Origin of the sequence: Spirillospora sp. NPDC047279, from assembly GCF_040643285.1 — a bacterium.
GTDB lineage: Bacteria > Actinomycetota > Actinomycetes > Streptosporangiales > Streptosporangiaceae > Spirillospora.
On the sequence record NZ_JBEYUA010000002.1, the window covers coordinates 169,080 to 193,448 of the forward strand.

27 protein-coding genes are annotated in these 24,369 nt (G+C 72.0%); 10 read left to right on the forward strand and 17 right to left on the reverse strand.

What is annotated here, in order from left to right; all coding sequences use genetic code 11:
- Nucleotides 1-17: 17 nt before the first annotated feature.
- From ABZ810_RS05010 to ABZ810_RS05060, 11 genes are all read right to left on the reverse strand, one after another.
- Nucleotides 18-1,205 (reverse strand): ABC transporter permease, encoded by a 1,188-nt coding sequence (locus ABZ810_RS05010; RefSeq protein WP_358399350.1) that lies wholly within the window; start codon nucleotides 1,203-1,205, stop codon nucleotides 18-20.
- On the reverse strand, nucleotides 1,202-1,930 hold the full coding sequence (locus tag ABZ810_RS05015; protein ID WP_358399351.1) for an ABC transporter ATP-binding protein: 729 nt from the start codon (nucleotides 1,928-1,930) through the stop codon (nucleotides 1,202-1,204). Before ABZ810_RS05015 ends, ABZ810_RS05010 begins: the two co-directional genes overlap by 4 nt.
- Nucleotides 1,927-3,318, reverse strand: a complete 1,392-nt coding sequence (locus ABZ810_RS05020) for an HlyD family efflux transporter periplasmic adaptor subunit (protein ID WP_358399354.1) — start codon at nucleotides 3,316-3,318, stop codon at nucleotides 1,927-1,929. The genes ABZ810_RS05015 and ABZ810_RS05020 overlap by 4 nt, the downstream gene beginning before the upstream one ends.
- A 154-nt stretch (nucleotides 3,319-3,472) precedes the next feature.
- Nucleotides 3,473-3,904 (reverse strand): hypothetical protein, encoded by a 432-nt coding sequence (locus ABZ810_RS05025; protein WP_358399356.1) that lies wholly within the window; start codon nucleotides 3,902-3,904, stop codon nucleotides 3,473-3,475.
- 109 nt (nucleotides 3,905-4,013) lie between these two features.
- Complete coding sequence (gene proC / locus ABZ810_RS05030) at nucleotides 4,014-4,808, reverse strand: pyrroline-5-carboxylate reductase (RefSeq protein WP_358399358.1); 795 nt, start codon at nucleotides 4,806-4,808, stop codon at nucleotides 4,014-4,016.
- A 55-nt stretch (nucleotides 4,809-4,863) separates the two neighbouring features.
- Nucleotides 4,864-5,784, reverse strand: coding sequence for a proline dehydrogenase family protein (locus tag ABZ810_RS05035; RefSeq protein ID WP_358399360.1), 921 nt, complete (start codon nucleotides 5,782-5,784; stop codon nucleotides 4,864-4,866).
- Nucleotides 5,785-5,937: 153 nt separating this feature from the next.
- A complete protein-coding gene (locus ABZ810_RS05040; RefSeq protein WP_358399362.1) occupies nucleotides 5,938-7,299 on the reverse strand; it encodes an LCP family protein in 1,362 nt (453 codons plus the stop codon).
- A gap of 59 nt (nucleotides 7,300-7,358) precedes the next feature.
- Nucleotides 7,359-8,093, reverse strand: coding sequence for an ABC transporter permease (locus ABZ810_RS05045; protein WP_358399364.1), 735 nt, complete (start codon nucleotides 8,091-8,093; stop codon nucleotides 7,359-7,361).
- Nucleotides 8,090-8,824 carry an ABC transporter ATP-binding protein gene (locus tag ABZ810_RS05050; RefSeq protein WP_358399365.1) on the reverse strand — a complete coding sequence of 245 codons (735 nt, stop codon included), beginning with the start codon at nucleotides 8,822-8,824 and terminating at the stop codon, nucleotides 8,090-8,092. The genes ABZ810_RS05045 and ABZ810_RS05050 overlap by 4 nt, the downstream gene beginning before the upstream one ends.
- 147 nt (nucleotides 8,825-8,971) lie before the next feature.
- The gene (locus ABZ810_RS05055) at nucleotides 8,972-9,556 is read right to left on the reverse strand and encodes a TetR family transcriptional regulator (protein ID WP_358399367.1); all 585 of its coding nucleotides are present in this window, start codon (nucleotides 9,554-9,556) and stop codon (nucleotides 8,972-8,974) included.
- A complete protein-coding gene (locus tag ABZ810_RS05060) occupies nucleotides 9,553-10,437 on the reverse strand; it encodes a sugar phosphate isomerase/epimerase (protein WP_358399369.1) in 885 nt (294 codons plus the stop codon). The genes ABZ810_RS05055 and ABZ810_RS05060 overlap by 4 nt, the downstream gene beginning before the upstream one ends.
- Before the next feature lie 148 nt (nucleotides 10,438-10,585).
- On the opposite strand from ABZ810_RS05060, the gene ABZ810_RS05065 reads away from it, so the two are divergent.
- The 4 genes from ABZ810_RS05065 to disA all read left to right on the forward strand — a co-directional run bounded on the left by ABZ810_RS05065 (nucleotide 10,586) and on the right by disA (nucleotide 15,309).
- The gene (locus tag ABZ810_RS05065; RefSeq protein WP_358399371.1) at nucleotides 10,586-11,284 is read left to right on the forward strand and encodes a class I SAM-dependent methyltransferase; all 699 of its coding nucleotides are present in this window, start codon (nucleotides 10,586-10,588) and stop codon (nucleotides 11,282-11,284) included.
- Nucleotides 11,285-11,411: 127 nt separating this feature from the next.
- Entirely contained in the window at nucleotides 11,412-12,473 is a 1,062-nt protein-coding gene (locus ABZ810_RS05070) for an alpha/beta hydrolase (protein ID WP_358399374.1), read from the forward strand.
- 139 nt (nucleotides 12,474-12,612) lie between these two features.
- Nucleotides 12,613-14,067 (forward strand): DNA repair protein RadA, encoded by a 1,455-nt coding sequence (radA, locus tag ABZ810_RS05075; RefSeq protein WP_358399376.1) that lies wholly within the window; start codon nucleotides 12,613-12,615, stop codon nucleotides 14,065-14,067.
- A gap of 156 nt (nucleotides 14,068-14,223) precedes the next feature.
- The gene (gene disA, locus ABZ810_RS05080; RefSeq protein ID WP_358399379.1) at nucleotides 14,224-15,309 is read left to right on the forward strand and encodes a DNA integrity scanning diadenylate cyclase DisA; all 1,086 of its coding nucleotides are present in this window, start codon (nucleotides 14,224-14,226) and stop codon (nucleotides 15,307-15,309) included.
- A gap of 72 nt (nucleotides 15,310-15,381) precedes the next feature.
- On the opposite strand, the gene ABZ810_RS05085 is transcribed toward disA, so the two are convergent.
- On the reverse strand, nucleotides 15,382-16,059 hold the full coding sequence (locus tag ABZ810_RS05085) for a hypothetical protein (protein ID WP_358399381.1): 678 nt from the start codon (nucleotides 16,057-16,059) through the stop codon (nucleotides 15,382-15,384).
- Nucleotides 16,060-16,127: 68 nt separating this feature from the next.
- On the opposite strand from ABZ810_RS05085, the gene ABZ810_RS05090 reads away from it, so the two are divergent.
- Complete coding sequence (locus ABZ810_RS05090) at nucleotides 16,128-17,000, forward strand: A/G-specific adenine glycosylase (RefSeq protein ID WP_358399383.1); 873 nt, start codon at nucleotides 16,128-16,130, stop codon at nucleotides 16,998-17,000.
- Here the strand turns inward: ABZ810_RS05090 and ABZ810_RS05095 are convergent.
- The 3 genes from ABZ810_RS05095 to ABZ810_RS05105 all read right to left on the reverse strand — a co-directional run bounded on the left by ABZ810_RS05095 (nucleotide 16,997) and on the right by ABZ810_RS05105 (nucleotide 18,974).
- Entirely contained in the window at nucleotides 16,997-17,365 is a 369-nt protein-coding gene (locus ABZ810_RS05095) for a hypothetical protein (protein WP_358399385.1), read from the reverse strand. The two genes, ABZ810_RS05090 and ABZ810_RS05095, sit on opposite strands and share 4 nt — an antisense overlap.
- A 43-nt stretch (nucleotides 17,366-17,408) precedes the next feature.
- Nucleotides 17,409-18,482, reverse strand: a complete 1,074-nt coding sequence (locus ABZ810_RS05100; protein WP_358399386.1) for a PDDEXK nuclease domain-containing protein — start codon at nucleotides 18,480-18,482, stop codon at nucleotides 17,409-17,411.
- A 66-nt stretch (nucleotides 18,483-18,548) separates the two neighbouring features.
- The gene (locus ABZ810_RS05105) at nucleotides 18,549-18,974 is read right to left on the reverse strand and encodes an ATP-binding protein (RefSeq protein WP_358399388.1); all 426 of its coding nucleotides are present in this window, start codon (nucleotides 18,972-18,974) and stop codon (nucleotides 18,549-18,551) included.
- Between the two features lie 109 nt (nucleotides 18,975-19,083).
- Between ABZ810_RS05105 and ABZ810_RS05110 the strand changes: the two genes are divergently transcribed.
- The 4 genes from ABZ810_RS05110 (at nucleotide 19,084) to ABZ810_RS05125 (ending at nucleotide 21,976) form a co-directional block, all read left to right on the forward strand.
- Nucleotides 19,084-19,917, forward strand: coding sequence for a helix-turn-helix transcriptional regulator (locus tag ABZ810_RS05110; protein ID WP_358399390.1), 834 nt, complete (start codon nucleotides 19,084-19,086; stop codon nucleotides 19,915-19,917).
- Nucleotides 19,896-20,102, forward strand: coding sequence for a DUF397 domain-containing protein (locus tag ABZ810_RS05115; protein WP_358399392.1), 207 nt, complete (start codon nucleotides 19,896-19,898; stop codon nucleotides 20,100-20,102). Before ABZ810_RS05110 ends, ABZ810_RS05115 begins: the two co-directional genes overlap by 22 nt.
- Nucleotides 20,103-20,177: 75 nt before the next feature.
- Nucleotides 20,178-21,158: an adenosine deaminase gene (gene add / locus ABZ810_RS05120; RefSeq protein WP_358399394.1), complete on the forward strand. Its 981-nt coding sequence runs from the start codon at nucleotides 20,178-20,180 to the stop codon at nucleotides 21,156-21,158.
- A gap of 59 nt (nucleotides 21,159-21,217) precedes the next feature.
- Complete coding sequence (locus ABZ810_RS05125; protein ID WP_358399396.1) at nucleotides 21,218-21,976, forward strand: SDR family oxidoreductase; 759 nt, start codon at nucleotides 21,218-21,220, stop codon at nucleotides 21,974-21,976.
- Here the strand turns inward: ABZ810_RS05125 and ABZ810_RS05130 are convergent.
- Nucleotides 21,970-22,644 carry a hypothetical protein gene (locus ABZ810_RS05130; protein WP_358399399.1) on the reverse strand — a complete coding sequence of 225 codons (675 nt, stop codon included), beginning with the start codon at nucleotides 22,642-22,644 and terminating at the stop codon, nucleotides 21,970-21,972. The genes ABZ810_RS05125 and ABZ810_RS05130 overlap by 7 nt on opposite strands.
- Before the next feature lie 74 nt (nucleotides 22,645-22,718).
- Here ABZ810_RS05130 and ABZ810_RS05135 point away from each other — a divergent pair, with 74 nt between their 5' ends.
- On the forward strand, nucleotides 22,719-23,087 hold the full coding sequence (locus tag ABZ810_RS05135; protein WP_358399401.1) for a hypothetical protein: 369 nt from the start codon (nucleotides 22,719-22,721) through the stop codon (nucleotides 23,085-23,087).
- Between the two features lie 170 nt (nucleotides 23,088-23,257).
- On the opposite strand, the gene ABZ810_RS05140 is transcribed toward ABZ810_RS05135, so the two are convergent.
- Nucleotides 23,258-24,208, reverse strand: a complete 951-nt coding sequence (locus ABZ810_RS05140; RefSeq protein ID WP_358399403.1) for a hypothetical protein — start codon at nucleotides 24,206-24,208, stop codon at nucleotides 23,258-23,260.
- Between the last annotated feature and the right edge of the window lie 161 nt (nucleotides 24,209-24,369).

Here is a 24,369-nt window from a genome sequence, read left to right on the forward strand (position 1 = left end):
GGCCGGCGGCGCGGCGGTCACTCGGTGCGCAGGGCGACGACCGGATCCAGCCGGCCCGCGCGCCGCGCCGGCACGACGCCGAAGAAGATCCCGACCCCGGCCGACACCACGAACGCCAGCACCGGCGACCACCACGTGACGGCGGCGGGCACCGGCGACAACGCCGAGATCGTGACGGAGAGGCCGACTCCCAGCAGGATGCCGGCCGTGCCGCCGAGCGTGGTCAGCAGCACCGCCTCCACCAGGAACTGCGCGAGGATGTCGCGCTGCTTGGCGCCGAGCGCCTTGCGCAGGCCGATCTCCCGGGTCCGCTCGCGCACGCTCACCAGCATGATGTTGGAGACGCCGACCCCGCCCACCAGCAGCGAGATCGCGGCGATCGCCGCCAGCACGCCGGTCAGGGCGCCGAGCACGGTCCCGATCGTGCCGAGCAGCTGCGTCTGCGTGATCGCCGAGAAACGTTCGCCCGGGTACTTGCGCTGCAGCGCGTCCACGACCTCCTTCTGGAGCCGCGGGATGTCCTCGCTGCTCGACGCCCTGATCGCGAGGAAGTCGACGCGGTCGACGCCGAACAGCCGCTGCGCGGTGGTGACCGGCACGTGCACCTCCGCGTCGCGGGTCTGGCCGAACGTCTGGCCCTGCTCCTCGAAGACCCCGACGACGCGGAAGCGGGTGCCGGTCGCGATCGAGATCTGGCGGCCGACCGGGTCGACGTCGCCGAAGAGCCGCCGGGCGATGTCCGAGCCGAGCACCACGACCCTGCGGCGGGTCTCGACGTCGGTGTGGCTGAGGTACCGGCCGCGGCGCAGCGGCCGGTCGAAGACGTTCTGCACGTTCTCGTTGGCGCCGACGACGCTGGAGAACGTCTGGTTCCGCCCGGCCCGCACGGTCTCGCCGGAGTTGAGCGCGACCGCGATCTGGCCCTCGTCACCGGTCACCCGGCCCAGGTAGTCGACGTCCTCCAGCTGGAGCCGGCTGATCGTGGGCGGGGTGCCGAACGTGAACTCCCCCGGCGCCACGAAGATGATGTTGGACCCGAGGCCCTCGATCTCGCTCTCGACGAGGTTGCGGGCCCCGCTCCCGATCGCGACCAGCACGACCACGGCGGCCACCCCGACCACCACGCCGAACATCGTCAGCGCGCTGCGCAGCCGGTTGACCCGCAGCGCCTCCAGCGCCACCCGGAACGACTCGCCGAGCCTCATGAGACGTCGCGCTCGATCAGGCCGTCGCGGATGTGGATCTGGCGGCGGGCCCGCCCGGCCACGTCCGGCTCGTGGGTGACGAGCACGACGGCCACGCCCTGCTCGGCGTTGAGCCGTTCCAGCAGGTTCATCACCTCGTGGCCGGTACGGGTGTCGAGGTTGCCGGTGGGCTCGTCGGCCAGGACCACGCCGGGGTCGCCGACCAGCGCCCGCGCGATCGCCACCCGCTGCTGCTCGCCGCCCGACAGCTGCCCCGGCCGGTGTTCGAGCCGGTGCTCCAGGCCCACCGTGGTGAGCGCGTCGGTCGCGCGGCGCCGCCGCTCGCCGCGCGAGACCCCGCGGTAGACGAGCGGCAGCGCCACGTTCTCCCGCGCGCTCGTCCTGGCCAGCAGGTGGAACGACTGGAACACGAAGCCGATGTGGGTGTTGCGCAGGTCGGCGAGCTCGGTCTCGGACAGCTTGGCGACGTCCCGGCCGCCGATGCGCAGCAGCCCGCCGGTCGGCCTGTCGAGGCAGCCGAGCAGGTGCATGAGCGTCGACTTACCCGAGCCGGACGGCCCCAGGACGGCGACGAACTCCCCCGGGTCGATGCGGACGGTGACCCCGCGCAGCGCGGGCACCTCGACGCCCTCCATCCGGTACGTGCGGACGACGTCGACCGCTTCGAGCGCCGCCGCGGGGCGGCCGGGGCCGGGCGGGGTGTCCGCGGGGGCGGGGGACGTCACGTGGACAGCTCCTGGCCCTGCTCGACCGAGTCGGCGCCACGGACGACGATCTGCTCGCCCTCCTTCAGGCCGCGGGTGACCTCGACCGAGGTGTCGCCCTGCGCGCCGAGGCGCACCACGCGCCGCTCGGCCTTGCCGCCGACGACGGCCCACACCACCGAGTCGCGCCCGCTGCTCACGATCGCGGCGGACGGGACCGACAGCACGCCGGTGACCTCGCGCACCCGGAGCTTGACGACCGCGCTCATGCCCGGCTTGGGCATGGGCGCGCGGCCGCCGCCCGAGAGCGTGCCCTCCTTGAGCACGAGGGTGACCTTGTAGGTGACCCCGCCGCCGGTCGACTCCTTGGGCGTCACCCCGACGCCGGTGACCTCCGCGGAGTAGGCGCCACCCGGCACGGCGTCGAACTCCACGTCGGCGTCCACGCCCTCCTTGACCTGAAGGACGTCGGTCTCGTCGACGTCGGCCGAGAGGGAGAGCCGCGACACGTCGGTGACGGTGACCACCGCGTCGCCGCCGGAGACGGGCGCGCCGGTGGCGATCGAGGACGCGTCCTTGGCACCGCCGCCTCCCAGGCCGCCCAGCGCGGCCAGGCCGGACGCCGCACCGCCGCCGCCCGCGCCCGCGGCGCCGCCCTGGCCCGCGAGCTGGGGCAGCCGGCTCGCCAGGTCGCCCAGGCCGCCGCTGCCGCCGGCCGGTCCGCCGAGACCGGCGACACCGTCGAACGGGGCCTTGATCGTGAGACCGGCGACTGTGCGCTCGGCGGCCCGTACCGCCGCTCTCGTCTGCACACGCTGCGCCTCGGTGATGGACGAGAACGCGTCGCCGACGCTGCCGAGACCGGCGTTGAGCCGGGAGACGGCGTCACGGGCCGCCGCGGCGGCCATCCGGTACTCGCCCTCGGCCCTGGTGATGCCCGCGAGCACGAGGGCGCGCTGCTTCAGGTCGGGGATCCTCATCGCGACCCGGCGGGCGGCGGTGAAGCCCTGCCGCGCGTTCCGGTCGGTACGGCGCTGGAACGTCGACATGTCGAGGGCGGCGGGCATGTCGACCCCGCCGCCGGCGGCCAGGGACGCGTCCGCCTCACGCGCCTGGGCCAGCTGTTCCCTGGCCACCGGTGAGCTGATCTTGGCCAGCACCTCGCCCTCGCGCACCTGGTCGCCGTCCCCCACGTACAGGCGGGAGATCGTGCCCTCCGCGGGCGCGCGCGACGTGGCGGCGGCCCGCGCCGCGACCGTCCCCGGGGCCTCCACGACCTCGGTCACGTCGCCGCGGGTCACCCGGCCCACCCGGACCCGGTCCGAGTCGTCGTCGCCGCTGCACGCGCTGAGGAGGGCGGCGGCGAGGACGGCGGCCAGGGCCGCGGGGAGGTAACGCCGCACTGACATGCGCGTCATCGTAGGAGCGCCGCCACGCCGCCGTAAGGCCCTCACCACCGGCCGTCCCGAAGGCTGGCCTGTCCCGGCCAACCCGTGAGACTTGCGTCACCACGCCGGGACGGAGACCCCGCGCTCGGGAACGCCCGGGAGAAGGACTCCGCGCTCAGACGGAGGCCGAGTGCGCGGAGCCGGCCGAGTCCCCGCGCCTGGATCCCCTCTTCACGGTGAAGAAGCCGATCAGCGCGGCCACCGAGGCGATCCCCTCACCCAGGGCGCTGAGGGTCTTCTCCCCGTACCAGACCGGCTCGTGCATGTTCGGGATCGGGCCCAGGTCGCCCACGTCCACGTAGTAGTAGAGGACGAGGGCGCCGACCGCGCTGGCCGCCACCAGGAAGGCGATCGCGTAGGTCACCCGGTTGGCGATGACGAGCACGAGGACGCCCGCCACCGCGGCGGCGATGGCCTGGGCCTGGAAGAGCAGCTGGCCGTCGATGCCGTCGCTCCCGACCGACTTCATGTCGGGGGCGAACCGCCAGTGGACGATGGCGTCGACGGCCAGTCCGGCGGCGACGAGCAGGCGGAGAATGATTTGCATACCTACTACACGGCCACAGACCCCTTGAAGGATCAACCGATAAGGGCAAGTTGTCGCCGGTCTTTTCGCCAAGAAACGGACGTAGGGCAATCCGCCCGCCATCCGCCGGTCATCCGCCCGCGAGCTCCCGGCCGCGGTCGCGGGCGGCCTCGATGGCCTCCAGGACCGCCGCGCGCACGCCGTGCTTCTCCAGCTCGCGGATCGCCGCGATCGTCGTGCCGCCCGGCGACGTCACGGCCTCGCGCAACAGCACCGGGTGCTCGCCCGAGTCGCGCAGCATGACCGCGGCGCCGACGGCCGACTGGATCACCATCTCCAGCGCGGCGGCCCGCGGCATGCCGAGCAGGATGCCCGCGTCCACCATCGCCTCGACGAGGTAGTAGAAGTACGCCGGGCCGCTGCCGGAGAGCGCGGTGGCGCCGTCCTGGAGCGACTCGGGGATGCGCAGCACCTTGCCGACCGGGCTCAGCAGCTCCTCGGCCAGCTTGAGGTGCTCCTCGCCCGCGTGCGACCCGGCCGAGATGACGCTCATCGCCTCGTCCACGTGCACCGGGGTGTTGGACATGACCCGGACGACGGGGACGTCCGCGGGCAGGCGGTCCTCGACGAACCCGGTGGTGATGCCGGCCGCCATGGAGATCACCAGCCGGCCCGCCGGGACGTGCCGGCCGACCTCGTCCAGCAGGACGCCCATGTCCTGCGGCTTGACCGCCAGGATGAGCACGTCGGCGGTGGTGGCCGCCTCGACGTTCGTCACGATCTCGATGCCGTACCGCTCGCGCAGCAGCGCGCCGCGCTCCTCGCGCCGGGCGGTGGCCATCAGCTCGGCCGGACGGCGCCCGGCCCGGAGGACCCCGGACAGCAGGGCCTCGCCCATCTTGCCGGCACCCAGAATCGCGATCATTTTGTACACCTAAGTCAGGGGACGTGCGGGGTCCCCAGCCTATCGGCGCGCGCGGCTACGACTTGCTGACCAGCGAACGCATGAAGAACCCGAGGTTGGCGGGGCGCTCGGCCAGGCGGCGCATGAAGTAGCCGTACCACTCGCTCCCGTAGGCGACGTAGACCCGCATCTGCGCGCCGGCGGCCGCCAGGCGGCGCTGCTCCTGCGGGCGGATGCCGTAGAGCATCTGGTATTCGAAGGTGTCGGCGTCCCGCTCGTTGAGGACGGCGAGCGCACCGGCGATGTCGATGAGGCGCGGGTCGTGGGTGGCCAGCATCGGGTAGCCCTTGCCTGCCATCAGCACCTTCATGCAGCGCACGTAGGACTTGTCGACCTCGTTCTTGTCGCCGAAGGCCACGTCCTCCGGCGCCGCGTAGGCGCCCTTGCACAGCCGTACGCGGGAACCCTCGAACGCCAGCTCGGCGCAGTACTCCTCGGCACGCCGCAGGTAGGCCTGGATGACCGCCCCGGTGTCGGGGAAGTCGCGGCGCAGCTCCTGGAGGATCCGCAACGTGGAGTCGACCGTGGTGTGGTCCTCCATGTCGAGCGTGACCGTGGTGCTCGCCTGGCGCGCGGCCGTGCAGATGCGGCGGGCGTTCTCCAGGGCGAGGTCCTCGTCGAACGCCTGGCCGAGGGCGGTGAGCTTGACCGAGGCCTCGGCGCGGGTGCCGAGCCCGGCGGCGGCCAGCCGGTCGAGCAGCTCGACGTAGCCCTTGACGGTCTGCTCGGCCTGCCCGGCGTCGAGCGTGTCCTCCCCGAGCACGTCCAGGGTGACGAGCAGACCCTCACCGGTCAGCTCCTCGGTGGCGCGCAGGGCGTCGTCGACGGTCTCGCCCGCCACGAACCGGTGCACGACGTCGCGCGTGAAAGGCGCGGTCTCCACAAGTTTGCGCACGCCGCCACTGCGCGACGCGACCAGCAGGCCCTGACGAAGCACTTCGATCCCCTTCTCCGGCAGACGACTCTGGCTGCCTTCCCACAGCCCCCCGCCCAACCGCCCTGTCAACGGACGAGCTGCGCTCGGACTGCCTTCTCCAGGTTAATGCCCGGGAGAAGATGGACGATCACGCAGGTCCGGGGGCTGAAAGGATCAAGAAACGGTGCCGACGCGGTTCACTCCGCCGTACTTGCTGACGTAGCCGGCCATCTCCGCGGTCTTGACGGCCTTGAACAACGCTGACGCCTTGACCGGGTCGAGGAGCACCACGCTCTGTTTGGCGCGCTGCGCGCTGCCCTTGTTGGGCGCGGTGATGAACGCGACGTCGGACGGCCGGATGTTGCGCAGGCTGAGGGCCAGCGACCGCAGCTTGGCCGCGTTCACCCCGTCGTCCACGCTGATCGACTTGGTGAACGCCGACAGGAAGCGGTCCAGCTTGAACGGGTTGGAGATGGTCCCGCCGTCGGCGGCCGTCTTGGCCAGCGCGCCGAGGAACGCCTGCTGCCGCTTGATCCGGTCGAAGTCGCCGTTGGGCAGGTTGTAGCGCTGGCGCACGAACAGCAGCGCCTTCTCGCCGTCCAGCTTCTGCCGGCCCGCCTGCCAGCTGACCTTGCGCGCCGGGTCGTACACGCTCTGCTTGATGTCGACCTCGACGCCGCCGAGCGCGTCGGTCATCGCCTTGAAGCCCTCGAAGTCGATGGCGCCGAAGTGGTCGACCCGGGCGCCGGTGAGCTTCTCGACCGTCTCGATCAGCAGCGGCGGGCCGCCGTAGGAGAACGCGGCGTTGATCTTCTGGTTGCCGTAGCCGGGGATGGCCACCCACGAGTCACGGGGGAAGGACACGATGTAGGCCTTGCTCCGGTCGGCCGGCAGGTGCAGGAGCATGATCGTGTCGGAGCGCTGCTGCCCCGGCTTCCAGACCCCGCCGCCGGAGCCGGTCGTGCCCATCTCCGCGCGGGTGTCGGAGCCGACCAGGAGCCAGTTCTCCGTGCCGGTGACGTTGGCGCCGGGGCGGTTCTTGCCGGACGGCATCACGCCGGGGATCCGGTCGATGTTGCCGTTGTAGGACGACTGCCGCTGCCAGATCAGCCCGCCGATGCCCGCCACGACCAGCAGCACGAAGACGAGCACGGCGGCCAGCACGCGCGGCCAGCGCTTCTTGCGCTTGCGCGGCTCGTCACCCCAGAACGCGTCCGCGGCGGACGCCGACGCGGACCCGCCGGGCTCGTCGTCCGGCCCGCCGGGACCACCCGGGCCACCGGCTCCGCCGGAACCACCGGAACCACCGCCCGGCCCGCCGGGTCCGCCGAACCCGCCGCCCTGCCCGGCCCCGGGGTCGGAGCCCGGCCGGGGCGGCCCGGTCTCCAGCCCGACGCCCGACCCCGTGTCGGCCCTGCCCGGCGCGTCCTGGCCGGGGCCGCCCGGCTCGTAGCGGCCGGCCGGCGCGTAGGGATCACCGGCCCCGCTCCTGGAGGGTTGCGACGCCTGGGGACCAGCGGGGTCGTGGGGGCTCATGGCGCCGGAGGTTATCAGCCACTTGGAGTTGTTTTAGCCAAGGTCAGAAGGTTCCGTCGTCACGGGGTGCGGCGGCGGAGGGTGGCGGCGCCGAGCACCAGGGCCAGCACCGCGAACCCGGCGATGACCCCCAGGTCCCGGACGAGGTCGCTGGTGACCTCGACGTTCGCGGTCACCTGCTTCATCGCGTCCACCGTGTAGGACAGCGGCAGGACGTTCGAGATCGCCTCCAGCCAGCCGACCATCTGGTCGCGCGGGATGAAGAGGCCGCACAGCAGCAGCTGCGGCAGCACGAACGCCGGCATGAGCTGGACCGCCTGGAACTCGGTCCGGGCGAACGCGCTGGAGAACAGGCCGAGCGCCACGCCGAGCACCGAGCAGAGCAGCGCCGCCAGGACCAGGGCCCAGAGGGAGCCCCTCAGGTCGAGGCCGAGCCAGGTGAGCGAGATGGCCAGCACGACGCCGACCTGGACCAGGGCGATGAGGCTGAACGCCAGCGCGTAGCCGAGGAGCAGGTCGAGCTTGCCGGTCGGCATGGTCATCAGGCGTTCCAGCGTGCCGCTCGTGCGCTCGCGGAGGGTGGCCACCGAGGTCACCACGAACATGATCACGAACGGGAAGATGCCGAGCAGCAGCGGGCCGACCCGGTCGAAGAGGAGGGGCTCGTCGAACACGTACCGCAGCAGGATCATCAGCAGCGTCGGCACGCCGACGATCAGCCCGATCGTGCGGTGGTCGTGCTTCAGCTGGGTCAGGATGCGCCGCGTCGTCGCCAGCGTGATCGTGAGGTTCATGCCCGCGCCCCTTCCCGTTCGGTGATCAGCTGGAGGAAGGCCTTCTCCAGGTCCTGGACGCCGGTGCGGGCGCGCAGCCCGTCCGGGGTGTCGTCGGCGAGGATCTCGCCCTCGCGCATCAGCAGCAGCCGGTCGGTGCGCCCCGCCTCGTCCATGACGTGGCTGGAGACCAGGAGCGTGGTGCCGCGTTCGGCGAGCCCGCGGAACAGCCGCCACAACTCCTCGCGCAGCACCGGGTCGAGGCCCACGGTCGGCTCGTCCAGCACCAGCAGCTCCGGCTCGCCCAGCAGCGCCACGGCCAGGTTGGCGCGGTTGTGCTGGCCGCCGGACAACGTCGCGACGACCTGGTCACGGTGCGCGGTGAGGCCCACCTCGTCGATGACCCGGTCGGCGTCGCCCTTGGGCGCCCCCAGGACGGCGGCGAAGTAGCGCAGGTTCTCGTGCACGCTCAGGTCGTCGTACACGGCCGGGCTCTGGGTGGCGTAGCCGACCCGGCGGCGCAGCCCCGCGCTCCCGGCGGGTTCGCCGAGCACGGTCACCGTGCCGCTCCTGACGATCTGCACGCCGACGACGGCGCGCATCAGCGTCGTCTTGCCGCAGCCGCTCGGGCCGAGGAGCCCCACGACCGAGCCGGGCGGGACGTCGAACGTGATCCCGTGCACCACCTCACGGCCGCCTCGTACCACCGTCAGGTCGTGCACGCTCACCGCTGCCGGACCAGAACTCATCATGTGTTGAATTTATCCCCGCGGCAGGCGCGCGTCAACGCCCGTGACGGCTCGACGGCGCCGGAACGGCTGGAACGCGGGACGGAACGCGTTGACCGCGGAACGGGGCGGGAACGGGGCGGGAACGGGGCGCGGAACGGGGCGCGGGCGTCAGCCCAGGTAGCCCTGGAGGGTGGGCGCGAGCATCGCGACCAGCTCGTCGTGCGTGGCCGAGGCGAGCGGCTCGACCTCCAGCACGTAGCGCAGGATCATCACGCCGATCATCTGGCCGGCGGCGGCCTGGACCCTGATCAGCGGGATGTCGTTCAGGCCCGCCGCGCGTGCGAAGAGCGCGCTGGTCACGAACTCGCGCATCATCGCGGCGGCACGTTCGTTGGTCATCGCCGAACGCAACATCGCCAGGATGGGCGCGCGGCGCTCCGGGTCCTCCCAGACGGTGAGGAACACCCTGACCATCGACTCGCCCAGCGTGTCGTGCGGCGCCGCGAGGATGCGCGGCAACAGCTCGGCCGGGTCGACCGGGAACCGCATCGCCGCGATGAACACGCCCTCCTTGTTGCCGAAGAAGTGGTGCACCAGGGCCGGGTCGACCCCGGCGGCGCGGGCGATGGCGCGCAGCGAGGCGCCGTCGTAGCCCTTGTCGGCGAACAGCTCGCGGGCCGAGCCGAGGATGGCCTCGCGGGTCTCGGTCGGCCCGGGCCTGCGCCCCGGCGGCCGCCGCGTGGCCTCGGTCACCGCGCGCCCCGGCGGCTGACCTCCCCGCCCGAGGTGACCTCCCAGGTGCGGTCGGCGGCGGCGAGGTGGAGCCGGGCGAACGCGAGCGCCTCGGCGAGGTCCTCCATACGTTCGGCACGGGTGGCGGCGCGCCGGGTGTTGACCTCCAGCACGACGTGGCCGCGGAAGCCCTCGTCGGCCAGCTTCTCCAGCATCGGCCCGCACGGCTGGCCGCCGCGGCCCGGCACCAGGTGCTCGTCCTTGTTGGTGACGCCGACGCCGTCGGCGAGGTGCAGGTGGCGCAGCCGGTCGCCGAGCAGCTCGGCCATCGCGATCGCGTCCGAGCCGGAGACGGCCGTGTGGGACAGGTCCAGCGTCACGAACGGGTAGTCCTGGTCGACGGGGCTCCAGTCGGGGAGGTACAGGCCCGCCTCGGCGCCGCGCGCCTTGAGGGGGAACATGTTCTCGACCGCGAAGAGGACGTCGGTCTCCTCCTGCATGCGGGCGAGGCCCTCGACGAAGTCGCGAGCGTACTCGCGCTGCCAGCGGAACGGCGGGTGGACCACGACCACGTCGGCGCCGAGCTCCTCGGCGACCTCCTTGGACCGCACGAGCTTGCCCCACGGCTCGCGGCCCCACACCCGCTGGGTGAGGAGCAGGCACGGCGCGTGGATCGACTTGATGGGCACCTGGTGGTAGTCCGACAGCCGGCGCAGCACGTTGAGGTCCTGCGAGGAGGCGTCGGTGGAGACCATGACCTCGATGCCGTCGTACCCCAGCAACGCCGCGATCTCGAAGGCGCTCGGCACCTTCTCCGGGTAGACCGACGCGGTGGACAGCGTGATCGGCGCGTCCGGCACGCGAATGCCCGGTGGAACGGCGCCGTTGTGCTGCGGGGTCAAGGCTTCCTCGCCAGATGGTCGCTCGGCAGTCTTCACCGAAAGCCTATGCGTTGGAAGCCGTGGCGAAACCGTCGGCCCCGAGTGATCCTCCTTGCGCCGCGGGCCCGCGCGGCGGCCCGCGGCGCGGCGCTGGCTACGCTCTGTTCTCGTGGTCGAGATCGCGTCCGGCGCCGTGCCCAGCCCCAACATCTGGAACTCCCCGCGGGTCTACGAGATCGAGAACCGCGCCGTCGACCCGGACGGCGCGCTCGAGTCGGCGATGCGCGCCATCAGGCCGTGGGACGGCGCCACCGTGCTCGACCTCGGCTGCGGCACCGGTTTCCACCTGCCGCTCTTCGCGCGCGACGCGGCCCGGGTGATCGGTGTCGAGCCGCACGCGGGTCTCGCGGCGGCGGCGCGGCGGCGGGTGGCGGACGTGCCGAACGTGACGGTGCGTGTGGGCGCGGCGCAGGCGCTGCCACTTCCGGCCGCCTCGGTCGACGTGGTCCACGTTCGCTGGGCGTACTTCTTCGGCCCCGGCTGCGAGCCGGGGCTGGCCGAGCTCGACCGGGTGGTGCGGCGCGGCGGCGCGGTCTTCGTCATCGACAACGACGCGACCCGGTCGACGTTCGGCGGCTGGTTCCGGCGCGGGCTCCCGTCGTACGACCCGGCGGCGGTCGAACGGTTCTGGACACGGCGCGGCTATGGCCGCGAGCCCTTGATGATCCGGTGGTCGTTCGAGAGCCGCGACGACCTGGCGGCGGTGTTGCGCATCGAGTTCCCCGAGGAGCTGGCGGCCGAGTTCCTGCGCGAGCACGAGGGCCTCGAGGTCGACTACGCGGTCAACCTGTGGTGGCGGTACGCCTGAGGGTGGGCACTCCCCCGCAAGTTACTGACTAGTCGGTCACATTCGGTCCCGAGGTATGGCCCCCTACTGAATCGTCGTACAACAATGGCGCCCGAACCGACGATCGTGCCCCCAGGAGGTCGGGACCATGGGCCGTGCCATCCGGACGAGCCGCAACATCCTCGGTGCCGCCGCGCTCACCGCCGGCGTTGCCGGAATCGGCCTGGCCGGCCAGCGCCGCGCCGTACGCCGCATGCAGGTGCGCCCCGACGCGCACGCCGGTGAGCCGTTCGGCTCACTGCGGGGGCGCCCGGTGCCGGTCCGCGCCGAGGACGGCACCCGCCTGTACGCCGAGATCGACGGGGACGACCGCACCGACCTGGCGATCGTCTTCTCGCACGGCTGGACCCTCACCCAGGACTCCTGGCACTTCCAGCGCCGCGCCCTGCGCGGCCTCGGCCGGCTCGTCTTCTGGGACCAGCGCGGCCACGGCCGGTCCGACGGCGGCGACCGCGTCGGCAACGACCTGGACCAGCTCGGCCACGACCTGGCGGCCGTCATCGAGCAGACCGTGCCCGCCGAGACCCCGGTCGTCCTGATCGGCCACTCCATGGGCGGCATGACCATCCAGCGGTACGCCGACGCCTACCCGGAGGCGATGGGCCGCAAGGTCCAGGCCGTCGGCCTGCTGAACACCTCGTCCGGCGGCCTGGGCGAGGTCACGCTCGGCCTCCCGGCCCTCCTGGCCCGGTCGACCCAGCGCGTCATGCCCCGCGCGCTGCGCGCCGCCGGGGCGGGCTCGGGCCTCATCGAGAAGGTCAGGCACCTGGGCAAGGAGGGCACGCTGCTGTTCCTCGACCAGTTCGTCTTCGGCCCCGGCGCGAGCCCGGCGACGGTCGCGTTCACCGAGGAGATGCTGGCCGACACCCGGATGGACGCGCTCATCGACTTCTTCCACTCGATGATCTCGTACGAGGTGATCAGCGAGTGCGCCGAGCTCGGCAAGGTCGACACCCTGGTCCTCGGCGCCGAGAACGACATGCTGACCCCGGTCGGGCACAGCCTCAAGATCGCCGCCTGCGTGGAGTCCGCCCGCCTGGAGGTCATCCCCACGGCCGGCCACATGGCCATGCTCGAACGCCCCAGCGTCGTCTCCGACCACCTCGGCGACCTGATCGAACGCGCCCGGAAGACCTCCGCCGCCGCCTGACGGCCGCCCTCGACCGCCCGCGCGCCCGGCCGCCCGCTCGGCCGCGCCCGGCCGCCCGCTCGGCCGCGCCCGGCCGCCCGCTCGGCGAACGTGCGCGCCGACCGCGTTCTGTCACTGGTGAGCCCTACTGTTGCTCGTCATGGCGAAGGCGAAGACGGCTAAGGCCTCGTACCGGTGCTCGGAGTGCGGCTGGCAGACCAGCAAGTGGGTCGGCCGCTGCGGTGAGTGCCAGCAGTGGGGCACGGTCACCGACGCGGGCTCGGCGACCCCCACGCGGGTGGTGGCGGCCGGGGCCGTCAGTTCCCCGGCCAGGCCGATCGGCGAGGTCGACGTGCGGTCGGCGCAGGCCAAGCCCACCGGCCTCGACGAGCTCGACCGGGTGCTGGGCGGCGGCGTCGTGCCCGGCGCGGTGGTGCTGCTGGCGGGCGAGCCGGGCATCGGCAAGTCGACCCTGCTGCTCGAGGTCGCCGCGCTGGCCTCGCAGGCGCCGCCGGTCCCCGGCCAACGTTCGGGAGGCAACGGCGCCACCGCCGCCTCCCACGTGCTGTACGTGACGGGCGAGGAGTCGGCCGAGCAGGTGCGCCTGCGCGCCGACCGGGTGGGCGCCATCACCGACCACCTCTACCTGGCCGCCGAGACCGAGCTGTCGGCCGTCCTCGGGCACGTCGACGCGGTCGAGCCCAAGATGATGGTGGTCGACTCGATCCAGACCATCGGCACGTCCGAGGTCGACGGCGCGCCCGGCGGCGTCACCCAGATCCGCGAGGTCACCGCCAACCTGATCCGGGTCGCCAAGGAGCGCGGGATCACCGTCATCCTGGTCGGCCACGTCACCAAGGACGGCGCGATCGCCGGCCCGCGCCTCCTGGAGCACCTGGTCGACGTGGTGCTCTACTTCGAGGGCGACCGGCACAGCCGGCTCCGCATGATCCGCGCCGTGAAGAACCGCTACGGCCCGACCGACGAGCTGGGCTGCTTCGACCTGTCCGAGCTGGGCATCGTCGGCCTGCCCGACCCCAGCGGCCTCTTCCTGACCCGCCGCGAGGAGCCGGTGCCCGGCACCTGCGTCACCGTCACGCTCGAAGGCCGCCGCCCCCTCGTGGCCGAGGTCCAGGCCCTGGTCGCCAAGTCCCAGCTGCCCTCCCCCCGCCGCGCCACCTCCGGCCTCGACACCCCGCGCGTCGCGATGGTGCTGGCCGTGCTGGCCCAGCGCTGCAAGATCTCCATGCACGAGCAGGACGTCTACGTCTCCACGGTCGGCGGCGTCCGGTTGACCGAGACCTCGGTCGACCTGGCCCTCGCGCTGGCCGTGGCGGGCTCCACCGCCGAGCAGGCCCTGTCCCCCTCCCTGATCGCCCTGGGCGAGGTCGGCCTGGCGGGCGAGGTGCGCATCGTCCCCGGCGTTCAGCGCCGTCTCGCGGAGGCGGCGAGGCTCGGTTTCAAGCACGCGATCGTCCCGCGCGGCGCGCTCTCCCTGGGCGACGGATCCCCGCTGAAAAAGGCGGATCCCCAGCTCACGAGCCATGAGGGTATGAAGGTGATGGAGGTCGACGACCTCCAGCAGGCGCTCCGGGTGGCCTTCACCGCTCCCTGAGACACCACAGGCCCCGGGACACGGGCCTTTACGGCGTCATTAACAGGGGTCCCGCCAGAGTATTACTTCGCAGGCATCACGCTTGCTACCAGGGGAGGAACCGGCGCTCGGAGCTCCTCGGTAAACTGACGCCGTCCAGCGACCTCCGGGGGCCAGGTGCCAACTTACGACAAGGGTCATGACGAACGACGCCGTGCCACGCTCGCCGCGGTGGCCCCGGGCACGTCGATCCGCGACGGCCTGGAGCGCATTCTGCGGGGGCACACCGGCGGCCTGATCGTGCTCGGATACGACCGGCTGGTCGAGTCCCTGTGCACCGGCGGCTTCGAGCTCGACGTCGAGTTCTCCGCCACCCGCCTGCGCGAGCTGGCCAAGATGGACGGCGCGATCGTGATCGACAACACCCGCAACCGCATCGTGCGGGCCGCCGTCCACCTCGTGCCCGACTCCAGCCTGCCCACCGAGGAGTCCGGCACCCGCCACCGGACGGCCGAGCGGGTGGCCCGGCAGACCCGCCAGCCGGTGATCTCGGTGAGCCAGTCGATGAACATCATCGCGCTCTACCTCGACGGCATCCGCTACGTCATGGAGGACTCGGCGGCGATCCTGTCCAAGGCCAACCAGGCCCTGGCGACCCTCGAGCGTTACAAGCTCCGGCTCGACGAGGTCTCCGGCACGCTCTCCGCCCTGGAGATCGAGGACCTCGTCACCGTCCGCGACGTGTCGGCCGTCGTCCAGCGCCTGGAGATGGTCCGCCGCATCGCCGACGAGATCGAGGGCTACGTGGTCGAGCTGGGCACCGACGGCCGGCTGCTCTCCCTGCAGCTGGACGAGCTGGTGTCCGGCGTCGACGTCGACCGCGAGCTGATCGTCCGCGACTACCCGTCGCCCTCCGACGCCCCGGTCCGCAGCGTCACCGACGTGCTGTCCGCCCTCGACCTGCTGTCGGCCAACGAGCTCCTGGACCTGTCCACGGTCGCCGAGGTGATGGGCTTCGCCGGCTCGGACGCCCTCGACCTGCCGGTCAGCCCCAAGGGCTACCGGCTGCTGGCCAAGGTCCCGCGCCTCCCCGGCCTGGTCGTCGAGCGCCTCGTCGAGCACTTCGGCGGCCTGCAGAAGCTCCTGGCCGCCAGCATCGACGACCTCCAGGCCGTCGGCGGCGTCGGCGAGTCCCGGGCCCGCAGCGTCCGCGAGGGCCTCTCCCGGCTGGCCGAGTCGTCGATCCTGGAACGCTACGTCTGACCGGTACGCCGGGCGCCCCCGCGTTCCTGGAACGCCCCAGGCGGGGCGGCGGGCTCAGCGGGGGCGGCGGGCTCAGCGGAGGCGGAAGACCTGCCGCTTGACCTTGATCTTGTCAGCCGCCTTGATCGAGGCCACGTAGGTCCCGGGGAGCGCGCCGACGCGCCGGCCCTCGCACTTGCCGGTGGACCGTTTCCGGTCCCACGTGACGGTGCCCACGTACGGGATGCCGCGGCGCAACATCTGGATCGACGAGCCGCTGCCCTGATCGCAGGCGGCCGACGACCAGACGCGGTCGGACCCCGACGTCACCCGCACGTCCAGCGACCTGGACCCGACGTCGAACGTGCAGGCGCGCCCGCCCGTGTTGACGACGGTCAGCTGGACCTGCGGCATGTCGCCCTTGGCGTAGGTGTCGCGGGTCATCGTCATGTTGACGACGACGTCGCCCTCCTCGCAGGCGTCGCCGTCCTTCTTGGGGGCCGTCGGGGTGGTGGTGACCTTGGCCGTCACGGTGACCGTGGGGGTCGCGGCCGGCAGGCTGGGGACCGCCGCGCTCGGCGACGCCGACGGGCTCGCCGACCCCACCGCCGCCGCGTTCTTCAGCGGCTGCTTCTGCTCGCCTCCACCGGCGGTGCACGCCCAGGCCACCAGGCCGACGGTGCCGAGCACCCCGCCGAGTGCGATGACGCGCCGCCGCCAGTACTGGTCCAGGCCCAAGCCCTCAGGATCACGCTCGGTATCCGTACCCATACGGGAAGTATGCATTCTTTGATCTTCGTTGGCGTGGCGACCCGCCGGGCCCGATAGGTTCACTCCCGATGGACACCGCCTACACCGACCCGATCCTCGCCTGGTACGGGGCGAACGCCCGGGATCTGCCCTGGCGCGCCCCCGGCGCGACCCCCTGGGGCGTCCTGGTGAGCGAGATCATGCTTCAGCAGACGCCGGTCGTCCGCGTCCTGCCCGTGTGGCACGAGTGGACGACCCGCTGGCCCGCCCCCGCCGACCTGGCCGCCGAACCCTCCGGCGAGGCGGTCCGCGCGTGGGGCCGCCTGGGCTACCCGCGCCGCGCGCTGCGCCTGCACGGCAGCGCCCAGGCCATCGTCGAACGCCACGGCGGCGAGGTGCCCTCGTCCCACGAGGAGCTCCTCGCCCTCCCCGGCATCGGCTCCTACACGGCCGCGGCCGTCGCCAGCTTCGCGTTCCGGCAGCGGCACGCCGTGCTCGACACCAACGTGCGCCGCGTGCTCGCGCGTCTCCTGTCGGGCGTGGAGTATCCGCCGAAGTCGCAGACCAGGGCCGAGGTCGTCCAGGCCGAGGCGCTCCTCCCGCTGGACCCGCCCACCGCCGCGACGTGGTCGGTCGCCGTCATGGAGCTGGGCGCCCTGGTCTGCACGGCCCGTTCGCCGCGCTGCGTCGACTGCCCTGTGCTCGAGAAATGTGCCTGGCAGCTGAACGGCCGCCCCGCCTACGACGGCCCGCCCCGGCGCGGTCAGACGTACGCGGGCACCGACCGGCAGTGCCGCGGCCGCCTCCTCGCCGTCCTCCGCCAGTCCGACGGCCCGGTGGAGAAGCCCGCCCTGGACATCGTCTGGTCGGACGCACCCCAACGCGAACGCGCCCTCGACACCCTCATCGCCGACGGCCTGGTCGACCCCCTGGACGACGGCCGCTACGCCCTGCCCCGCTAGGGCGCGACGTCCCCCGGCCGCTCTCCGGTCAGCTTGCCCTCAACGCGGGGCCGTGGCGTGTCGTCCACGGCGACGCAGATCCCGTAGACCCGGTCGCGGCTCGTCCAGCCGTTCACGCGTCCCCGGTTGTTGCTGATCTGCACCCGCCCCCGGGCGGCGTCGACGGCCGAGACCAGATGCAGGTAGACCGTCCCGGCGACCTTGGCGAGCACGATGTCGCCGACCTCGACCTTCGCCGCGTCCACCGGCGCGACGTCGACGACGTCACGACTATGGATCAGCGGAACCATCGACGACCCCGTGGGCCGGAACCGCACCGTGGCGCCCCCCGCCACCCGAGCCGCGACCGCATCCATCTTCCCCATCACGAGCATGATCCGCGCGCTCCCGCCCACCGTCCACCGATTTTCAGAAGGACTCCCCCTCCGGTCCGGCTTGCTCGGTGAGCACCGGGGCCATGGCCCCGGCCAGCGCCTCCTGACTCGGCAACGTGGCCCGCACGTCCACCGGCAACGTCTCCGTGGCGAAGGTCCCTACCGACATCGGGGAACCCACACGGTTGAGCGAGAACTCGACCGTGACCTCGCTTCGCTCGGCGACCAGCAGGATCCCGATCGTCTCCCCGTCGTACTCGGGATGCCGCAGCCGGGCGTCGACGACGCTGAGATAGAAGTTCAGCTTGCCCACGTACTCGGGCTTGAACTTCCCGATCTTCAACTCGATGACGACGAACCGCCGGATCCTGACGTTGTAGAAGAGCATGTCGACGAAGTACTCCTCGCCGTCCACCAGCAGGCAGTACTGGCAGCCCATGAACGCGTAACCCGCACCCATCTCCTGGAGGAAGCGGGCGATGTTGGCCAGGATCCGCGACTCCAGCTCCCGTTCGGTGTTCGGCACGCTGTTGTCGAGGAAGTCGAGCACCCATGGATCGCGAGCCAGCTCCCGGACGTCGTCTCGTTCCTCCGGGGGGACCGTTCTCTCGAACGTGGCCGCCGAGGCGCCGACCCGCTCGTGCAGCCGCGATCTGATCCGATCGACGAGGAAGCCCCGCGACCACCCTTCCGCCACGATCCGGCGCACGTAGAAGTCCCTGACCTGCTGGTCCTTGACACGGTCGATCAGCACGGTGATGTGGCCCCAGGGAATTTGCCCAACAGGCTGTTGGACAAAGTCCGGCCAAGCCAGAGCGAACGCGCGCATGTAGTGCAGGTTGGCCCGCGAGAGGCCCTTGACCTGGGGGTTCGCGGTCCGAAGGTCGACCGAGAGACGGTCGATGACCTTCGCGCCCCATCCCTCACCGGCCTGGCGATGGAGGATGTGGCGGCCGATGTGCCAGTAGAGCGCGATCATCTCGGTGTTGACCGCGAGCGCGGTCCGGGCACGAGCGGCTGCGATCTCGCGCTTGATGTCGTCGAGCAGGTCGAAGTACCCGGCGGGTACCGGAACCGCGGCGGAGATGATCTCTTCGTGACCAGTCATGTACCGAAAGTAGCGACATCGCAAAGTGTGCGAACGGTTTTCACTCGAACTCATGGCCCAGTGAAATCAAACGCATGTGCCGGGGTCGGCCTTGGGCCAGGTGACGACCTCGAACCAGACGACCTTGCCGCCGTCCGCGTGATACGCGCCGTGGTCATCGGCCTGATGAGCGACGATGAACAACCCGCGCCCGCCCTCGTCCCACTCCTGCGCGGATCCCGGCGCCACCGGCATCCGCGCACAGGAGTCGCGCACCTCGACGCGCAGCCGCTCCGCTGTACGGGTGAGGCACAGCGTCAGCGTGGCGCCGCCCGCGTGCTGGACGACGTTCGTGACGATCTCACTCGTGCACAGCTCCAGCCGATCCACGATCTCCGCGTCCAGCCCGAGCGCACGAGCGGTGAGCAGGAGTTCGTGCCGCGCCTGCGGCGCCGCCTCCGGCCGGTTGACGAGCCACACCTTCTTGAGCGGAGCCGGGAGCACGCTGGACATGCCTGAGTCCCTCCACACGAGTCGACCACGGGTTCTACCGATTCCCGATCAGCGTGTCACCGCTCGATTACGCTGTGGTGGCCAACGACCCGTACACCGGAGTTGTGCAATGCCGACAGCACGCGAGCTCGACCCCTACGCCTCCCTCGCCGCGTTCTTCGGCGCCGAGGTCCGCCGCCTGCGCGAGCGCCTCGGCTGGACGCAGGAACGTCTGGCCGCCGAGCTCGGCTGGTCGCTGTCCACGGTCGCCAGCGTGGAGACCGCCCGCCGCAACCCGCCCGACGGGTTCCCCGAGAAGGCCGACCTCGTCTACGGCCTCCCCGAAGTCCTCACCCACCTCGCCGAACTCGTCCGCTCACAACCCCGTTGGTTCGAGCACTATGTCGATCTGGAGACCAAGGCGAAGCGGATCAGCATGTGGTCAACGCACCTGGTTCCTGGCCTGTTTCAGACCGAGGAGTACGCCCGCGCGCTTCTGGTTGCGGGGCGCCCCATGGATCCTTCGCCGGTCGTGGAGGCGCGGCTGGCCGAGAGGATGAAGCGGCAGCGGATCCTTGATCGCCAAGATCCACCCATGGTCTCGGTCATATTGCACGAGGCAGCTGTGAAACAGCCTGTCCGGAGTGTCGAAGTCACGCGTGCCCAGCTTCAACAGTTGCGCGGGCTGGCTCGACGCCCCAACATCCGTATCCAGGTGCTTCCGTTCGCGGTCGGGGAGCATGCCGGAATCGACGGCGCGTTCACAATCTTCGAGTTCTCGGACGAGCCGCCAGTCGGCTACGCGCTCTGCCGGGACAGTGGCCGCATGATCGAACGAACCGATGAGTTCGAGTGGGTCTCGCTCAACTACGATCAGCTCAAGGCTGAAGCCCTCTCGCCTGAGGCCTCGATCGGAATGATCACAGGAGCGATGAGTGACATATGGATGGATCGGAACCTCTGACTCTCCAATGGCGGAAGGCGCGGCGTAGCGGCTCCACAGGAGAGTGCGTCGAGACCGCCCGCAGCTCCGACCGCGTGTTCGTTCGCGACAGCAAGGATCCGGACGGGCCTCGGCTCGGGTTCGATCGGGGCGCGTGGCGGGCGTTCACTGAGCGGATCAAGTTCGACGGGGCGGCCGGGCGCTGAGCGGGGCGGGCGCCTTGGTGGCGGCCCGGCTTAATTGCGTGGCATCGCCGGATGCTCGTGGCCTACGGTTCGACGGTGCGTGATCTCTTGCTGCTTCCCAAGGCCCACCTGCACGTTCACCTCGAGAGCACGGTCCGGTGGACGACGCTCCACGAGATCGGCACGGCGAACGGCGTCGAGATTCCCGGGCATCTGCGCGACGGTTACGTCTTCGGCGGCTTCGCCGACTTCTTCGCGCAGAACGAGCTCGTCCGCAACTGCCTGCTCACCCCGGACGACTTCCGGCGCATCGCGTACGAGTACTGCGCGGACGAGGCGGCGCAGGGCACCCGTTACGCCGAGCTCTCGTTCACCGCGGCGGCCCATGGCGAGCGCCTCGGCGACCTGTCCATGCCCCTGGCCGCCGTGATCGAGGGCCTGGACCAGGGGCGTGCGGACTTCGGGATCGAGGTCCGGCTGCTGCTCGACCACTCGCGCCGCCGTTCCGTCGAGCGGGCCTGGCGCACGCTCGACCTGGCGAAGCGGTACGAGGAGGTCGTGGCCGTCGGGCTCGCGGGCGACGAGGCGTTCGCGGGCGACCCGTTCACCGAGGTCTTCGCGGCGGCGCGGGACGCCGGGCTGCACGTCGTCCACCACGCGGGCGAGGCGGAGGGCGCCGCGAGCATCCGGCAGGCGATCACCGCGGGCCGCACCGAGCGGCTCGGGCACGGCGTGCGCGTGCTGGACGACCCGGACCTGGTCGCCGAGGTCCGCGATCGCGGCATCCCGCTGGAGGTCTGCCCGTCGTCCAACGTGGCGCTCGGCTTCGCGCCCTCGCTGGCCGAGCACGCGCTCCCCCGGCTCCGGGAGGCCGGACTCAAGATCACCATCAATACCGACATCCCGGTCATGATCGGCACTCCGCTCGCGGGTGAGTACGCGCGGGTCCGCGACACGTTCGGGTATGACGACGACGTGCTGGCGGGGTTCGCCCGCGCCGGAGCGGACGCCTCGTTCGCGCCGGACGCCACGAAGACCCGGCTGCACGCGGAGATCGACGCCTGGCTGGAGCGATGAGTTTCCGGTAGGGGCCTGGTCTCTCCGGTGAGACCTGTTCCCGGACGGAAGGACGGCCCATGTTGCTCGAAGGCAAGAACGCAGTGATCTACGGCGGCGGCGGATCGATCGGCGGCGCGGCGGCCCGCGCGTTCGCCGCCGAAGGGGCCCGCGTGTTCCTCGCCGGCCGCACCGCGGCCACGCTGGAGCGGGTGGCCGGGGACATCCGCGCGGCCGGCGGCGAGGCCGAGACCGCCGAGGTCGACGCGCTGGACGAACGCGCGGTCGACGAGCACGCGGACGCCGTCGCGGCGAAGGCCGGGAGCCTCGACGTCTCGTTCAACGTCATCCAGCATGGCGACGTGCAGGGCACCCCGTTCGCCGAGATGTCGCTCGCCGACTACGAGCGGCCGGTGATCACCGCCCTCCGGACCACGTTCCTGACCGTGCGGGCCGCCGTCCGCCACATGAAGCGGCAGGGGTCGGGAGTGATCCTGGCGTTCGGCGGCTCGGGCGACCCGGTGCGCGACTACCACGTCGGCGGCCTGCAGACCGCGTTCGAGGTGATCGAGGCGATGCGCCGCCAGGTGTCGGCCGAGCTCGGCCGCGACGGCGTGCGCTTCGTGACCCTGCGGACCGGCGGCGTCCCCGAGACCATCCCGGCGGGCTTCGAGGGCCGGGACGCGCTCATCGAGAGCCTGACGGAGCCGACGATGCTCGGCCGCACCGCCACCCTGGAGGACGTCGGCCAGGTGGCCGCGTTCGTCGCCTCCGACCGTGCCCGCACCATGACCGCCGCCACGGTCAACGTCAGCTGCGGCGCCCTGATCGACTACTGACCGCTCGGGTGCGTCGTTCCCGCGCGGATCTCGCGCAGGAACGGGTCGTCGTCCTCTCGCCACTCGCGCGCCGAACGGACCACGGGGTGCACGGGGAGCCCCAGCCGCGCGGTGGCCTCCTGCGCCGCGTCGAAGGCCCGGGCCGGCGAGAGGTCGCCGATGATCAGCACCTCCACGTCGCCGGGCGGCGGCCCGCCGACGCCCTCGTACCGCTCGGCCCAGGCGCCGAACAACCACACGCCCACCACGCCCGGCAGCCGCGCGAACTCCTCGTCCACCACCGCCTTCGGCCCGAAGGTGTGCATGAGGAGCGTCGCCAGCGGCTCGTACAGCGGCGTGTCCGTGTCCCTGCGCACCATCCGGCCCGCCGTCGTCCGCCGCAGCACCAGCAGCCCCGCCCGTGCCAGCCGGTCGACCTCGCGCACCACGGACCCGAGATCGGTCCGGAGCATGACGGCCAGATCGAGCATCGTCGTCTCCCGCTCCGGGCCCAGCAGGAGCCGGGCCAGCAGCTCACCCTGCAACCGCGATCGGAAGATCGGTAGCTGCGGAGGCGCAGGGGTCCTCATGTCCTGGAGGAAGAGTTGCGCCACATCGGAGTGGAGGATCGGCCCGCGCCGCCGCCCTCGCCGGAAGTCCGCCGCCGACCCCATCAGATTCGAACGCATATTCGAATCCTACTGTGTGGGTCCGACAGAAAACAGGTCGCCGAAAGCCCCCGCCGCCGGTTACGTTCCCGCGTATGAAGCGGAGCCCGCAGGAGAAGAAGCGGCTGAGTTACCGCAAGGACCGGCGCAACCTCTACGGCGAGAACGACAAGGCGTCGCGCAAGAACCTGCCGCGCAGCCGCGCGCGGCGACACCGCGCCGAACGCCACCGCGCGTCCCAGACCCTGGACATGGCCCGTGGCACCCCCGACGCGGAGGCCGCGGACGCCGCCGAGCAACGCCTCGCCGGCCGGCGCTCCCAGCACTGGCGGTGGCGCAAGGTCGCCGACCACCCGCTCGGCGAGGCCGTGGAGTTCCACCTCGAACGCCGCGTCGAACGCGGCAACGCCGCCCCCGAGCAGGCCGACGAGCGCATCCGCCGCATCCGCCGCCGGCGGCGCTGACCTCTGCGCACCGGGCGTTCACCCGCCTGCTCGATGTCGCGAGCCGCACCGTCCGAGGCCCGCCGTCACACGCCGCACCGCCACATGCCCGGCCGACCGCGCTGGGCCGTCCCCATGCTTAGCCATCCGCGGCGGGCCGTCATCTGCCCGGCCGTCCGCGCCTCGGCCTGTTACTCCACGACGACCGCGGCCGCGGCCTCGCGAGCCAGGCGTTCCGCGGTCCGCGATGCCTCGGCGGGGGCGTCGAGGCCGCGGGGAGGCGTGTAGACGAGCCAGATCAGAACGTTCGCCCTGCGAACGGAGATCTGGATCTGGGTCACGGTGGCCCGGGTCTTCCCTTGAGCCGAGACGAGCATCACGGCCTCGTCTCCGGCGTCCGGCACGGCCCTCGCGCCCTCGGCGCCCGGGGTCGGCCCGCCCGGACCATCCAGGAATCTTCCCTTGGCCTGTTCGATACCGCCGTCCCGGCCGACCGCGTATTCGTACCGGCTGTACCGGAGCGTCAGCCCATCGCCCCACTCGCACCCGCTCTCATCGGCCGACGATGAACGCTCCGGAGACGACCGCGGGAACGCGGAGCGAGCGACGGGTCCCGACACCGCGCACGCGTCGGGGAGCGTGCGGGCTTCCGGGCGGCCGGGCCACACGGGGTGATGCCAGAGCGGGTCGACCGCCACGAGGACGAACGCCCACACCCCGATGAACAGCGCGCGTGTCACCACCCACCGGCCGGTGAGCGAGCCGGGCCCGCGTTCCGCCGTGACGCCCGCGCGCCGGGCGAGGCCGGCCACGGCGGCGTCGAACGCCGGGTCCCTCCCCAGCCGGGATCGGACCGGAGCGCCCAGGAGCATCGAGGACCCGTCGTCGCGGACGGCCTCCACGGACTCCGTCCACACGTTCCGGCGCACCCGCAGCGCCGTGATCTCTGTCCACGCCGCCGCCTTCCTGTCGGCCACGTCGCGCTTGGTGCGCAACCCCCGGGCGTCGATCCGCACCTCGCCGAGCAGCAGCGGCAGTGGCGCGCCCAGGGCCGCGAACGCCACGAAGGCGACGCAGATGCCGGGCGCGAGCGCCCCCTTCACGAAGACCAGGACCGCCAGCGCGCCCAGAAGGGCGCCCACGGCGATCTGAACGGCCGCGAGGTTCCTGAGCGAGCGTCGCGGTCTGAGGACGGTGACGGGCGTCTCAGGGGCCGCCGCCGGGGCATCGTCGGGCGGCCGCGGCACGGCGCGTGCGCCCTTCGCTCCACCGCCGCGCTCCGACCCGCCGCCGTCCGGCGAAC